Annotated in this window: 12 protein-coding genes; 6 read left to right on the plus strand and 6 right to left on the minus strand. The window is 65.7% G+C overall.

From position 1 onward, the window contains the following. Window positions 1-182: 182 nt before the first annotated feature. Complete coding sequence (locus tag AC0IXR_RS02140) at window positions 183-425, minus strand: hypothetical protein (RefSeq protein ID WP_056423595.1); 243 nt, start codon at window positions 423-425, stop codon at window positions 183-185. Window positions 426-568: 143 nt separating this feature from the next. Here AC0IXR_RS02140 and AC0IXR_RS02145 point away from each other — a divergent pair, with 143 nt between their 5' ends. The 3 genes from AC0IXR_RS02145 (at window position 569) to AC0IXR_RS02155 (ending at window position 4,512) form a co-directional block, all read left to right on the plus strand. Then, window positions 569-2,974 carry an ATP-dependent helicase gene (locus AC0IXR_RS02145; RefSeq protein ID WP_056423597.1) on the plus strand — a complete coding sequence of 802 codons (2,406 nt, stop codon included), beginning with the start codon at window positions 569-571 and terminating at the stop codon, window positions 2,972-2,974. 444 nt (window positions 2,975-3,418) lie between these two features. Further along, window positions 3,419-4,135 (plus strand): PhoH family protein, encoded by a 717-nt coding sequence (locus AC0IXR_RS02150; protein WP_461235248.1) that lies wholly within the window; start codon window positions 3,419-3,421, stop codon window positions 4,133-4,135. 131 nt (window positions 4,136-4,266) lie between these two features. Beyond that, window positions 4,267-4,512 carry a hypothetical protein gene (locus AC0IXR_RS02155; RefSeq protein WP_056423601.1) on the plus strand — a complete coding sequence of 82 codons (246 nt, stop codon included), beginning with the start codon at window positions 4,267-4,269 and terminating at the stop codon, window positions 4,510-4,512. Window positions 4,513-4,590: 78 nt separating this feature from the next. On the opposite strand, the gene AC0IXR_RS02160 is transcribed toward AC0IXR_RS02155, so the two are convergent. Both AC0IXR_RS02160 and AC0IXR_RS02165 read right to left on the minus strand, forming a co-directional pair. Beyond that, window positions 4,591-6,171, minus strand: coding sequence for a L,D-transpeptidase family protein (locus AC0IXR_RS02160; protein ID WP_405030548.1), 1,581 nt, complete (start codon window positions 6,169-6,171; stop codon window positions 4,591-4,593). Window positions 6,172-6,528: 357 nt separating this feature from the next. Then, on the minus strand, window positions 6,529-7,491 hold the full coding sequence (locus AC0IXR_RS02165) for an acetyl-CoA carboxylase carboxyltransferase subunit alpha (RefSeq protein ID WP_311274279.1): 963 nt from the start codon (window positions 7,489-7,491) through the stop codon (window positions 6,529-6,531). A gap of 261 nt (window positions 7,492-7,752) precedes the next feature. Between AC0IXR_RS02165 and AC0IXR_RS02170 the strand changes: the two genes are divergently transcribed. From AC0IXR_RS02170 to AC0IXR_RS02180, 3 genes are read left to right on the plus strand one after another with little or no spacing between them, the layout of a single operon-like run. After that, entirely contained in the window at window positions 7,753-8,889 is a 1,137-nt protein-coding gene (locus AC0IXR_RS02170) for a patatin-like phospholipase family protein (RefSeq protein ID WP_461221119.1), read from the plus strand. Between the two features lie 38 nt (window positions 8,890-8,927). Continuing rightward, window positions 8,928-9,671: an acetoacetate decarboxylase gene (locus AC0IXR_RS02175; RefSeq protein WP_056423609.1), complete on the plus strand. Its 744-nt coding sequence runs from the start codon at window positions 8,928-8,930 to the stop codon at window positions 9,669-9,671. A gap of 26 nt (window positions 9,672-9,697) precedes the next feature. Beyond that, the gene (locus AC0IXR_RS02180) at window positions 9,698-10,483 is read left to right on the plus strand and encodes a 3-hydroxybutyrate dehydrogenase (RefSeq protein WP_311274277.1); all 786 of its coding nucleotides are present in this window, start codon (window positions 9,698-9,700) and stop codon (window positions 10,481-10,483) included. Between the two features lie 64 nt (window positions 10,484-10,547). Here AC0IXR_RS02180 and AC0IXR_RS02185 read toward each other — a convergent pair whose 3' ends face one another. The 3 genes from AC0IXR_RS02185 to meaB all read right to left on the minus strand — a co-directional run bounded on the left by AC0IXR_RS02185 (window position 10,548) and on the right by meaB (window position 12,641). Beyond that, window positions 10,548-10,892, minus strand: a complete 345-nt coding sequence (locus tag AC0IXR_RS02185) for a CsbD family protein (RefSeq protein WP_056423612.1) — start codon at window positions 10,890-10,892, stop codon at window positions 10,548-10,550. A 127-nt stretch (window positions 10,893-11,019) separates the two neighbouring features. Then, complete coding sequence (locus tag AC0IXR_RS02190) at window positions 11,020-11,652, minus strand: pyroglutamyl-peptidase I (protein WP_471759592.1); 633 nt, start codon at window positions 11,650-11,652, stop codon at window positions 11,020-11,022. Then, window positions 11,649-12,641, minus strand: a complete 993-nt coding sequence (gene meaB / locus AC0IXR_RS02195; protein ID WP_471759593.1) for a methylmalonyl Co-A mutase-associated GTPase MeaB — start codon at window positions 12,639-12,641, stop codon at window positions 11,649-11,651. Before meaB ends, AC0IXR_RS02190 begins: the two co-directional genes overlap by 4 nt. Window positions 12,642-12,673 lie beyond the last annotated feature (32 nt).

Genomic DNA, 12,673 nt, shown 5'->3' on the forward strand with positions numbered 1-12,673 from the left:
TGGTTTCCGCCTCGCTCCGGCCCGGTCTCCGGGACTGCCTTGGGGCGGGCACGTTGTCTCACCGGACGTCATGCCCGGTCGTGCCCCCACCCTATGCGGCATAGCACAAGGTGACCGGTTCCGCGCCAGAGGCGTTTCTCGCGGTCAACAGCTGCCGGGCATGCCTTCCGGAGCCGATCCAGTCAGCGACGTGGCGTCAGTCCCGAGCCGATCGGGGCCGGACGGGTGACTTCGTTGCGCTGCATCTGCATGCGGATCTGATTGTTCTCGAATTGCTGCTGATGCCGGACGCCGCGAATCTCGCTTTGGGTCGCGAGCCGGTCGTTGGTTTCGTTGAGTGATCGCGTGCCGGGCGACTGGGCCAGGGCGGGGGATAGGCCGGCGACAACGGTCAGCATCGAGATGGCGGATAGGGCGGTACGCATGGAACGTCCTCTGGTGATGATGTTCACGGTATGGTGAGACGACGCCCGAGAGGAAACCGTGGTTCCCCTCCCGGCCACCCATCTGGGGCCGACCTTTTGTCCCAACCCTCGACGTCGTTCGCGTTTTGGTCCAGGGAAGCAACATGAAACAGCATCCCGACGCGACGACGGCCCCTGTGCCGGCGCCGGCCTCCGGCGTGGCGGCCGAGGCCGCGCAGACCTCTATCGCCGCGCGCGCCATGGCCTCCCTCAGGCCACAGGGTTCGCCTTATCTCGAAGGGCTGAATCCCGAGCAGCGCCGCGCCGTCGAGACGACGGAAGGACCGGTCCTCGTCCTCGCTGGTGCAGGCACCGGCAAGACGCGGGTGCTCACCACGCGAATCGCCCATCTGGTTTCGACCGGCAAGGCGCGGCCTTACGACATCCTGTCGGTGACCTTCACCAACAAGGCCGCCCGCGAGATGAAGCACCGGATCGGTGCCCTCATCGGCCCGGCCGGCGAGGGGATGCCCTGGCTCGGCACCTTCCATTCCATCGGTACCAAGATCCTGCGCCGGCACGCCGAGATGGTGGGACTGAAATCGGATTTCACCATCCTGGGGATGGACGACCAGCTGCGCCTGATGAAGCAGGTCATCGTCGACCAGAACATCGACGAGAAGCGCTGGCCCGCCCGCGCCCTGTCCTCGGCCATCGACGGGTGGAAGAACCGCGGCCTCCTGCCGGAGCAGGTCCCCCCCGGCGAGGCGGGGGCCTTCGCCTTCGGCAAGGGCGGCGCGCTCTACACCGCCTATCAGGCCCGGCTCCTGACCTTGAACGCCGCTGATTTCGGCGATTTGCTGCTGCTCTGCCTCAAGCTGTGGCGCGAGAACCCGGACGTGCTGGCGAATTACCAGCAGCGCTTCCGCTACATCCTGGTCGACGAGTACCAGGACACCAACGTCGCCCAGTATCTCTGGCTGCGCCTTCTGGCGCAGGGGCACCGCAACGTCGCCTGCGTGGGCGACGACGACCAGTCGATCTATGGCTGGCGCGGGGCGGAGGTCGACAACATCCTGCGCTTCGAACACGATTTCCCCGGTGCGGCCGTGGTGCGGCTCGAGCGCAACTACCGCTCCACCGGTCATATTCTCTCCGCCGCATCCGGGCTCATCGCCAAGAACGAAGGCCGCCTCGGCAAGACCCTGCGCACCGAAGACGTGGCCGGCGAGAAGGTGACTGTGTCGGGCGCCTGGGATTCGGAGGAAGAGGCGCGCCAACTCGGCGAATCGATCGAGAGCCTGCAGGCCAAGCAGCATCCGCTTTCGGAGATCGCTGTGCTCGTGCGCATCTCGGCCCAGATGCGCGAGATCGAGGACCGCTTCGTTCAGCTCGGTCTGCCCTACCGCGTCATCGGTGGACCACGATTCTACGAACGTGCCGAAATTCGCGATGCGCTGGCCTATCTGCGTGTCACCATGAACCCGGCGGACGACCTCGCTTTCGAGCGCATCTTCAACACCCCGAAGAGGGGCCTGGGCGACGCTACCCTACAAATCCTGCATGGCTATTCGCGTTTGCAGCGCGTGCCGCTGCTCCAGGCCGCTCGAAGCCTGATCGAGACCGACGAGTTGAAGCCGCGCGCCCGCTCGGGCGTCCGCGCTTTGGTCGAGAGCTTTTCGCGGTGGGCGCGGATGGTCGGTACCCAGCCGCATTCGGAAGTGGCTCAAACCATTCTGGAGGAATCCGGCTACACCGAGATGTGGCAGAAGGACAAATCCGCCGATGCCGCCGGGCGTCTCGAAAACCTCAAGGAGTTCGTGCGCTCCATGGAGGAATTCCCCGACATGGCTGCCTTCCTCGAACATGTCTCCCTCGTGATGGAGGCGAGCGAGCAGGAAGGGGCGGACCGGGTCTCCTTGATGACCCTGCATGCGGCCAAGGGGCTCGAATTCGACACCGTGTTCCTGCCCGGCTGGGAGGACGGATTGTTCCCGAACCAGCGGGCGCTCGACGAGAGCGGCCGCGCCGGGCTGGAGGAGGAGCGCCGTCTCGCCCATGTGGGCCTGACCCGCGCCCGCAAACGCGCCAAGCTGTCCTTTGCGGTGAACCGGCGCATCCATGGGCTGTGGTCCTCGACGGTGCCGAGCCGGTTCATCGACGAGTTGCCCGCCGACGCCGTCGACGTGGTCGACGCCCCGGCGCATTTCTCCGCCGGCGCCTCGCGCTTCGACCGCAACCCGGCGCCGTTCGGTTCCTCCTACGCGACGCCGGGCTGGCAGCGGGCGCAAGCCAACACTGCCGGCAACCAGGAGTTCGGAGGCGGGAATCGGCAAGCTTTCGGACGGTCCTCGCCGCCCGGACGAGGCAATGGTGGCCCTCGCCAGATCGAAGGCGAGCTCGTGGCAAAGTCGACAGGTGCGCCGTCCGCGTTTTCGGATGGTATGCGAGTCTTCCACACCAAGTTCGGCCCCGGCAACGTGGCGGCCGTCGACGGCAACAAGCTGACCGTTGACTTCGATAAGGCCGGCCGCAAGATGGTTCTCGACAGCTTCATCCAGCCCGGCTGAAGCACCCAGCCGGCTCCACGCTCGATAAGCGATGTGGTCCGGCCGGTTCAGCCCTTGAGCAGGGCAGGAGTGTCATGGTCGAGATGGATGCGCCGACATCCCGCCCTCTCCATCCGCATGACCCGCTTCAACTGTCGCCGCCGAGTCTTCCGAGAGATATTCAGCCACACACTCAAGAATTCGCGCTGTCACGCCCCTGTCGCGACGGGAGCGGCATGGTGCGTGCGTAGGTGATTCGTGGGTCGCGCATGCGGGGCCCGCATCATCTTCGAGGCCAGTCGTCCACAGGCGTCGTGGCGACATCCGGAACTGAAAGACCTGCTCTCGAATTGGCGTAGTGTTGATAAAGTTAGCCGTGCAGGAAATGTTATCGAGGTTAAAAGACGTCAGCAGGTCGAAGATCAGTTAAACCCTAGTTGGCAAGTCCAGTTGGAGTGTTGATCGATGAAAAGACGGCGCACGCGACTTGAACTGGTAGAAGACCGCCCGGTGCGGCTGCACCGCACCCGGTTCGACGACGAGCGTAACCTGGCCCCGATCCAACCGCTCACGGAGCGACAGGCGGAGTATCTCGACGCTCTCGCCGTCAACAAGCAGGTCATCGTTCTCGGCCCGGCCGGTACCGGTAAGACCTACATTGCTGGAACCCGCGCCGCGGATCAGCTCCGCCAGCGCCGCATCGCCAAGGTCATCATCACCCGCCCCAACGTCCCCGCTGGCCGCTCGCTCGGGTTCTTCCCAGGCAGCTTAGAGGAAAAAATCGCGCCTTGGGTGACCCCGCTCACCGAGACCATGAAGGAGCGAATGGGCGACGCCGCCTACGAGATCGCCATGAAGACCGGCGACATCGAGGTGGTCCCCTTCGAAGTGATGCGCGGACGCACCTTCAAGAACTGCCTCGTGATCCTCGACGAGGCGCAGAACACCACCACCGCCGAAATCAAGATGTTCCTCACCCGGATCGGCGACGATTGCCAGGTCATTATTAATGGCGACGTGTCCCAGACCGACCTGCGCGAGACGTCGGGCCTCAGAACCGTGATCCATCTCGTCAAAAGCCGCATGATGCCGATCCCGATCGTCGAATTCACCCTCGACGATATCGTCCGTTCGGGCATTTGCGCGGAATGGGTACGGGCCTTCGAGGAAACGAAACTCTGACTTGAGTGTTATCAGCGGCGGGTCGAACCGGACCCGCCGCACGTCTCGGCGTGCGGCAATCATCTCCCCGGCGCCAGCGGGGGAGATCAATCCGAGCGCGGAGCTCGGGTCAAAGAGAACGGAAACGCCCGATGAGAAAATTGATCTTCGCGCTTGCCATGGTCGGAAGCCTCGGCGCAGCCGGCCTCGCCACGAGCGCTTCGGCCGCCCCCGGCGCCCCGATGGGTGTGACCTCCTCCGAGACCGTCACTCCCGTGCGTATGCACCATGCTGAGCGCCGCATGCATCGTCGGATGCACCGCCGTCACCACATGCGCATGCACCGCCACCACATGCGTCACCGGATGATGCATCACCGCCGCATGCACCGGATGTGATCGCAGCAGCAATGTGAATGTGAAAGGGCCCCGATCGGGGCCCTTTTTTGTGCGACGACCGTTAGAGAGTGCTGCCGTTCAGAGCTTCGGTGTGGCCGCCGTGGCTTTCACCGATGTTTCCTTGAGCGCGGCATCCTTGGCCGGAGGCGTCTTGGCAACAGGTGACGGCGCACCGCTGGTCGTGGCCTTGCCGGTTTTCACGGGGTCGGCGGCGATCTTGGCCTTCTGTCCCACGGCGCCGGTCACTGTCGGCACCGTGATCGCATGACCAGTATGGGGCGCTTTGCCAGCCTTCGGTGCCGTCTGGATCGTTTCCGGCGCGGATGCGACAGCCGGGATCGTGGCGGCATTGGCCGATGGGGTCGCGGGCGTCGGTGAAGCCTTCGCGGTGAAGAGGCTGCCGAGAACCTTTGTGTAGGCAGGTGAATCCGCGTCGGCATCGGCCACCATGATGCGCGCCGTCGCTGCCGGCTTCTGCGGTTCGGACGCCGCATCCGTCTTCGCGACGATGCTGCCGGACTTGGTCTTGTCGGCCCCCGGCTTGAGGGCGGCCGCAGCGGCCTTGGTCGGGATCGGAGCTTCGGCGGCGGCAAGCATCACCGGCCGTCCCTTGGCATCCACCTCGACCTCGCGCTCGCCGGCCGCCAGGCTCTCGGGCCGGCTCACCTCACCGAGATGATGGCGCGCATATTCCTTGGGGTCGTAGGGGGCCTCCGGCTCTTCCTTCTTCGTCAAATTCGCGAAGGCCATCGTCGAGGCGGGCGGCTGCGGCCGGAAGACCGGATTCTGGCCACCATCGTCATAGACGACACGCGTCGCGGGCGTGCCTTTGGCGACGAGCTCGGCAATGTCGTGGTTGTCCCGCGCCCGTTTCTCGGCAACGAGCGTATCCACCTTCGGCGAGCACGAGCCGGCCGCCACATCCTGTCCGCCGAAGACGTAGCGTGTGCCGCAGACGTTCACGCGCGGCTCTTCGCGAAGGGCCTCGAAATAATCCGAGCCTTCCTTCAGGTTCTTCCAGAACGGTGCGTTCGGGTCGTTGCGGTACTTAGCGAAATTCGTCGCCGTCATCCGGAACGGGTAGGATTGGAACTGGAACGCGCGCTGCCCGCCGGCGAAGGAATCGCGGGCCAGGGCGTAGATCTCGCCCATCGATTCGTCGGTCATGGCGAAACAGCCCGAGGACGAGCAGGTGCCGTGCACCATGATGTAATTGCCCGTCCGCCCGTTGGCCCGGTCGTACGTGTTCGGGTAGCCGGTATCGAAAGAGAGATAATAGGACGAGTTCGGGTTCATTTGCCCCGGTGTCACCGTGTAGAAACCCTCAGGGGCCTGCCGGTCTCCCTGCTTGGTCTTGGGGCCGAGCTGGCCCGACCAGCGGCAGATCGGGAAGGTCTTGAGCAGCGCGTATTGGCCGTTCGCGCCACGCTTCCATACCTCCATCTCCGCTTCCTTCTTGAAAGCGCGGATCAGGATGGGGTCGTTCGTCGCCATGCCCTTCTGCGCCATGAGCGCCAAGGTTTTCGCGGGGACGGGAGTCAGGGCCCGCAACGGGACGCCGCCGCCCATCGAGCCGTCCTGGCAAGCGGTGAGGGAGAGAGCGAGCGCAACGATACCGGCAGCCGTAGCCAGGCGTAGAGCCAGCGGGCGCAAAGCCATGGGGAACCCCGTCCTCATTCATGCGCTCGCGGGATCTCGCCCGTCGAACGCCACTCCCCAACCCAATAGCGTCGTTAAACTTACCCGGTTGTTACCGCAAGAAGACGCAAATGGCCGGCTCGTGAGGATGTGGATTTCGGTGGCTTCCTCATTGTGGGCAACACCTTGCCGCAAAGTGTCGTCGAGCCTCGACTTTCAGGCATGCCAGTCGGAGAGCAATCGACTTGATTCCGCTGGTATTTCTCTGTGCGATGCGCCGTAGGCCCGTCGTCATAGCGGGGCTTCACGACCAGTCCCGAGGCGGGATTTAACAAACTCTTCAACGGTTCCGCATGAGGGGTGCGCTAAAACGACGCATCAGAGTTTGCGGCCGATATCGAGGAACTTCGCGGCCCGGCGGTCTCGAATCTCGTCGGGGCTCAGACCATCGAATTCGGCCAGGGCCTTGGCCACGGCCTTGCCCGTATTGGCGATGGCTGCCTCGCGGCCGCGGTGGGCGCCGCCGGTCGCCTCCGGGATGATGCCATCGATGATGCCAAGGCGCAGCAGATCCTGCGCAGTGATCTTCATGGCGGTGGCCGCATCCGCCGCACGGCCCTGATCGCGCCAGAGAATAGAGGCCGCACCCTCCGGCGAAATCACACCGTAGATCGCATGTTCGAGCATGAGTACGCGGTTGGCGGTGGCAAGCGCGATGGCACCGCCCGAGCCGCCTTCGCCGATGACGACGGCGACATTGGGCACGCCGAGGGCGAGACAGGCCTCGGTGGAACTGGCGATGGCCTCGGCCTGCCCACGCTCCTCCGCCTCGATGCCAGGGAACGCGCCGGCCGTGTCGACGAAGGCGAGGACGGGAAGGCCGAACCGATCGGCCAATTCCATCAGCCGCACCGCCTTGCGGTAACCCTCGGGCTTGGCCATCCCGAAATTGTGGCGCAGGCGGCTCTCGGTGGAGGAGCCCTTCTCCTGGCCCAGCACGCAGACGGCTCGGCCCTCGAAACGGCCGAAACCGGCGACGATGGCCTGGTCTTCGCCGAAGGTGCGGTCGCCTGCCAGGGGAGTAAACTCGGTGATCAGCCCGGCGCAGTAGTCGATGAAGTGCGGCCGCTGCGGGTGGCGTGCCACCTGCGTTTTCTGCCAGGGCGTCAGCGTGGCGTAGATGTCCGACAGGGCGGCGGCGGCCTTGCCCTCGAGCCGGCCGACCTCTTCGCTGATGGAGACCGCACCGTCGCGGGCGGCCATGGTCCTCAGCTCCTCCAGCTTGGATTCGAGCTCGGCCACCGGCTTCTCGAAATCGAGATAGGAGCGCGTCACCGACATCGGTCAGAGATCCTTGTTCGTCGCCATTGGTGCGCCGGGATGCCGTGTCGGAGACAACGGCGACGGAAGGCGTCCGGGGCGGGCGGGAAAAGCCGCGATTGGCCGGGGGTGTTGGCGAAGGAACACCGCCTGTCAACCATCCTGGCTCTCAGAGCCGGCCTTCGCCCTACACGACGATAGCCTTAAGCTTGGCCTTGGGTCATGGTGCCGTCATCGTTCGGCGTCCACTCTCCAGCCTCTGTGTATGGCGTCTGGGACGCTATGGAGAGGTCCGCGCCCGTGATAGCGTTTCCCAGCGGCGAATCCCACGTCCTCGTACTCCAGGGCGGTGGCGCACTCGGCTCCTACCAGGCCGGCATCTACGAGACGCTGGCGGCCGAGAGCATCCTGCCCGACTGGGTGGCGGGCATCTCCATCGGCGCGATCAACGCGGCCCTGATCGTCGGTAATCCGCCCGAGCGCCGCGTCGAGCGGCTGAGGGCGTTCTGGGAGCAGGTCTCGTCCGGCGTGATGGGCTCACCCTGGTTTCCCGGCGAGAAGGCGCGTGCGGCCTTCAACGAGGCCAGCGCCAACTGGATCGCCACTTTCGGCGTGCCCGGTTTCTTCACGCCACGCGTTCCCCCGGCGACGTTCTATCCGCCCGGCGCCCCGGAGGCGCTGAGCTATTACGACACCGCTCCGCTCAGGGCGACGCTGGAGCGGCTGGTTGATTTCGACCTCATCAACGAGGGGCGCACCCGGCTCAGCATCGGAGCCGTCAACGTGCGCACCGGCAATTTCGTTTATTTTGACAATCGCTGCGACCGCATCACGCCCGAGCACATCATGGCGTCGGGGGCGTTGCCGCCGGGTTTCCCGCCTGTGACCATCGACGGCGAGCAATATTGGGACGGCGGCATCGTCTCGAACACGCCGCTGCAATACATCCTCGACGAGGAGCGCAGCCGTGACCTCGTGGTCTATCAGGTCGATCTCTTCGCCGCGCGCGGGCCGATGCCCCGCACCCTGGTCGAATCGGCCGAGCGCGAGAAAGACATCCGCTTCTCGAGCCGCACGCGGCTCAACACCGACAAGAACCTCGAAGCCCGGCGTGCGAAAGCCGCGTTCCGACGGCTGGCCGAGAAGCTGCCGCCCGAGCTGATGAGCGACGAGGACGTCGCCTACCTGCGCCAGGTCTCCCACGCCAATTTCACGACCGTGATGCAGCTGATCTACCGGCGGAAAGCCTATGAGGGAAACTCGAAGGATTACGAGTTCTCCCGCGCCACCATGCTGGAGCATTGGGCGGCGGGTGCCGGTGACATGCGCCGCTCTCTGCGCTCTCCAGCCTGGTGCGACCGAGTGCACGACGAAACCGGCGTCGCCGTGTTCGACCTGACGCGGGACGCCCGCGACTGACGTCATCCCGACCGCTTCATCCCGGAGGCCCATACGCCATGACTCGTGACGAGATCCTGCAAGTTCCGTCGATGCCCGCCTTCAGTCCGAGCTATCCGCGCGGGCCGTATCGCTTCCTCAGGCGCGAATACCTCATCATCACCTACGAGACCGATGCCGAGGCCCTGCGCCGGGCGCTGCCCGAGCCGCTGGAGCCCCACCCCGAGAACCTCGTCTATTACGAGTGGATGAAGATGCCGGATTCCTCCGGGTTCGGCGATTACGAGGAGAGCGGATCGGGCGCCGTCGCCACCTATAATGGCGAGGCCTGCAACTTCTCGATCCAGATGTATCTCGACGACGAGCCGCCGATCACGGCCGGCCGCGAGATCTGGGGCTTCCCGAAGAAATGGGGCGTGCCTCGCCTCAAGGTGATGAAGGACACGCTCACCGGCACGCTCCATTACGACGAGGAGCGCGTGGCGATGGGCACCATGACCTACAAGCACAAGAGCCTGGAGAATGAGCTCGACACGGTGAAGGCCGGCCTCGGCCGCCTCAACGTCAACCTCAAGCTCCTTCCCGACGTGACCGGCGCGCCGAAAGTGGCCCAGCTCGTCGGCTATCGCTTGGAGAACATCACCGTTCACGGCGCCTGGGACGGCGAGGCGCGCCTCGACCTGATCCCGCACGTGAATTGTCGGGTCGCCGACCTGCCGGTGAAGCGCATCGTCGGCGGCCGGCACATGATCGTCGACTTCACCTTGCCCTACGGGCAGGTGCTGCACGACTATCTCGCCTGATCGCCCAGATGACCCGAGAGGCTTCCATGATCCTGACATCCAAGACCGCCATCGTCACGGGGTCCACCAGCGGCATAGGCCTCGCCTATGCCCGCGCCTTCGCCAAGGAGGGCGCCAACGTCGTCATCAACGGCTTCGGCAAGCCAGAGGATATCGAGAAGGAGCGCGCCGGGATCGAGGCGGATTTCGGTGTGAAGGCCGCCTATTCCCCGGCCGACCTGACGAAGCCCGGCGAGATCGAGGGATTGATCCGCCTTGGCGAGGAGACATTCGGCTCGGTCGACGTGCTCGTGAACAATGCCGGCGTCCAGTTCGTCTCGCCGATCGAGGATTTCCCGCCCGAGAAATGGGAGCAGATCATCGCGCTCAACCTCTCCTCGGCCTTCTACACCATGCGATACGCCATCCCCGGAATGAAGGCGCGGGGATGGGGCCGCATCATCAACACCGCTTCGGCCCATTCCCTCGTGGCCTCACCGTTCAAGTCGGCCTACGTTTCGGCCAAGCACGGCATCGCCGGCCTGACTAAGACCGCCGCCCTCGAACTCGCCACCCATGGCATCACCGTGAACTGTATCTCGCCGGGCTATGTCTGGACGCCGTTGGTGGAGGCGCAGATCCCCGACACGATGAAGGCACGGGGCATGACCAAGGAGCAGGTCATGAACGACGTACTGCTGGCGGCCCAGCCGACCAAGCAGTTCGTCACGGTGGAGCAGGTGGCGGCCCTCGCCGTGTTCCTGTGCAGCGACGGTGCGAGTCAGATCACCGGCGCCAATATCCCCATGGATGGCGGCTGGACCGCGCAGTAGCACGCAGCGAAAAGCCCGCCCCGTCGGCACGACGGGACGGGCTCGTTTCAAGCGGATCTGGTGTTCAGCGGCGGCCGTGCAGGAGCAGGGCGAGGCCGTAGCCGACGGCTCCGGCGATCACGAGGGCGATGAGCGGGTTCTCTTCGACACGGCTCTCCACGGCACGCGCTCCATCGCGAACGTAGCTGCCGCCGCGGTCATAGGCATCGCCGGCATAGTCGGAGACGTTGCCGGCCACATCGCGAAGGGTGTCCTTGGCCTGACCGTAGACCTCCTGGGCGCGGCCCTCCGCCTCGCGGTAGCGGCCTTCCGCCGAGGTCCGCGACGATCCGACGGCATCGCCGACGGCGCTCTGCACGCGGCCGCCGAGGTCCTTGGCCGTCCCGACGACTCGATCCGTATCAACCATGGGTCAACTCCTTCAGAATCGCAGATGCGTGAGCGGCGCTCCCAAGGCGGCGCCCGCATCCGATGGTCACAGAACGTGCGAACCGGCCAAGCGCACCATCGCAAGACAACTTTCTTGAGCGAGCCGTTTACGGGGCGTGTCGCTCCCGTGCTTCGATGAGGAGCAGACGCCCCACCTCGGATACCGCCCTGGGAAGGACCGCCAGGGGATCGCGCCGTTTTCGCGCGGGCGACGCGGATCGCCGCCATGCCGCCCGGACGGGTGGGATGTGGAGGAACAGAACCGGGCAGGGCTCGGCCAGCGCCTGGAAGTAACTGGCGTTGCACAGGTAGCGGCCAGCATTCCGGGATGGGATCGCCGAAATCCCCTGCCGTTTCAGGCAGACGAGGGCGCGGGCCGCGATGGGAGCTTCGCGCTGCACTGGTCCCTGACGGTCGAGCCGCAGGGTGGTCGGAATCCGCCCCGATGCATCGGGAAACAGCCGGCTTGCCCGATTGAGGGCGCGAGCCTCGACGCGAACCCGTTTGGCGCGGCCAGCGACGCCGATCATCAGCACGGCGGCCGGGCTCTGGGCGAGGGCCGGCTTCAACGACTCGGAAAGAGCCGCATAGGCGGTGCGCAGGATGAGCGTGCGCACCGGGAACCCGGCGATGCCATGCCGGCCGAGATGTCCGACCTGCCGAGCGAGCGTCTCGCTCGGGTTGCGCGGCATGCCGGGAAAGGGGCCGAACCCGGTGACGAGGAGATGCCCCCCCGTCACAGCCCGATCAGCGTCGCGATGGCCTCCGCGCCGGCGGCCGGGGAGGATTCGCCTCGCGCCACGCCGGCTTCCGCCTCGGCCGTCTGCTTGCGCACTTCCGGCGAACCGACGAGCCGCTGGTGCATGCGTTCGTGGACGAGGGCCCACATCCACTTCACGTCCTGAGCGCGGCGCTTCTTGGCGATTTCGCCTGTGGCGGTGAGCTTGTTGCGGTGGTCGACCACCTTGTCCCACATGGCGTCGAGACGCTTGTTGTTGAGGCCGGAAATGGTCACCACCGGCGGGGTCCAGGTCGAACTCGGAGCGCTGAGGATATGGAGCGCCGCCCGGTATTCGCCGGCTGCCGCGTTGGCCCTGCGCTCGCCCTCGCCATCGTCGGCCTTGTTGACCGCGATCATGTCGGCAAGTTCGAGAATGCCCTTCTTGATGCCCTGCAACTCGTCGCCGGCGCCGGGCAGCATCAGCACGAGGAAGAAGTCGGTGAGGTCGGCCACCGCCGTCTCCGACTGGCCGACGCCCACCGTCTCCACCAGGATCACGTCGAATCCCGCGGCTTCACAAAGAAGCATGGTTTCGCGGGTCTTGGCCGCGACGCCGCCGAGGGTGCCCGATGAGGGGGAGGGGCGGATGAAGGCGTTCGGGTCGAGCGCCAGCTGCGCCATCCGGGTTTTGTCGCCGAGGATCGACCCGCCGGTGCGGCTGGAAGAGGGGTCGACCGCCAGCACCGCTACCTTGTGGCCGGCGGCGGTGAGGTTGGCGCCGAGATTGTCGATCGTGGTGGACTTGCCGACCCCTGGCACCCCCGTGATGCCGACCCGGATCGCCGTGCCGGTCTGGGGAAGCACCGAATCGATGAGGCTGCGCGCTGCGGCGCGATGATCGGCCCGTTTCGATTCCGCCAGCGTGATCGCCCGTGCCAGGGCTGCGCGGTCGCCCGCGAGCAGCCGGTCGCGCAGGGAGTCGATGTCGAGAGAGGGAGGAAGCGCCATGAGCCCTTCATGCCGGGCCGGCTCGGTTTCGT

The sequence above is a fragment of the Methylobacterium sp. AC832 genome (genome assembly GCF_979256025.1).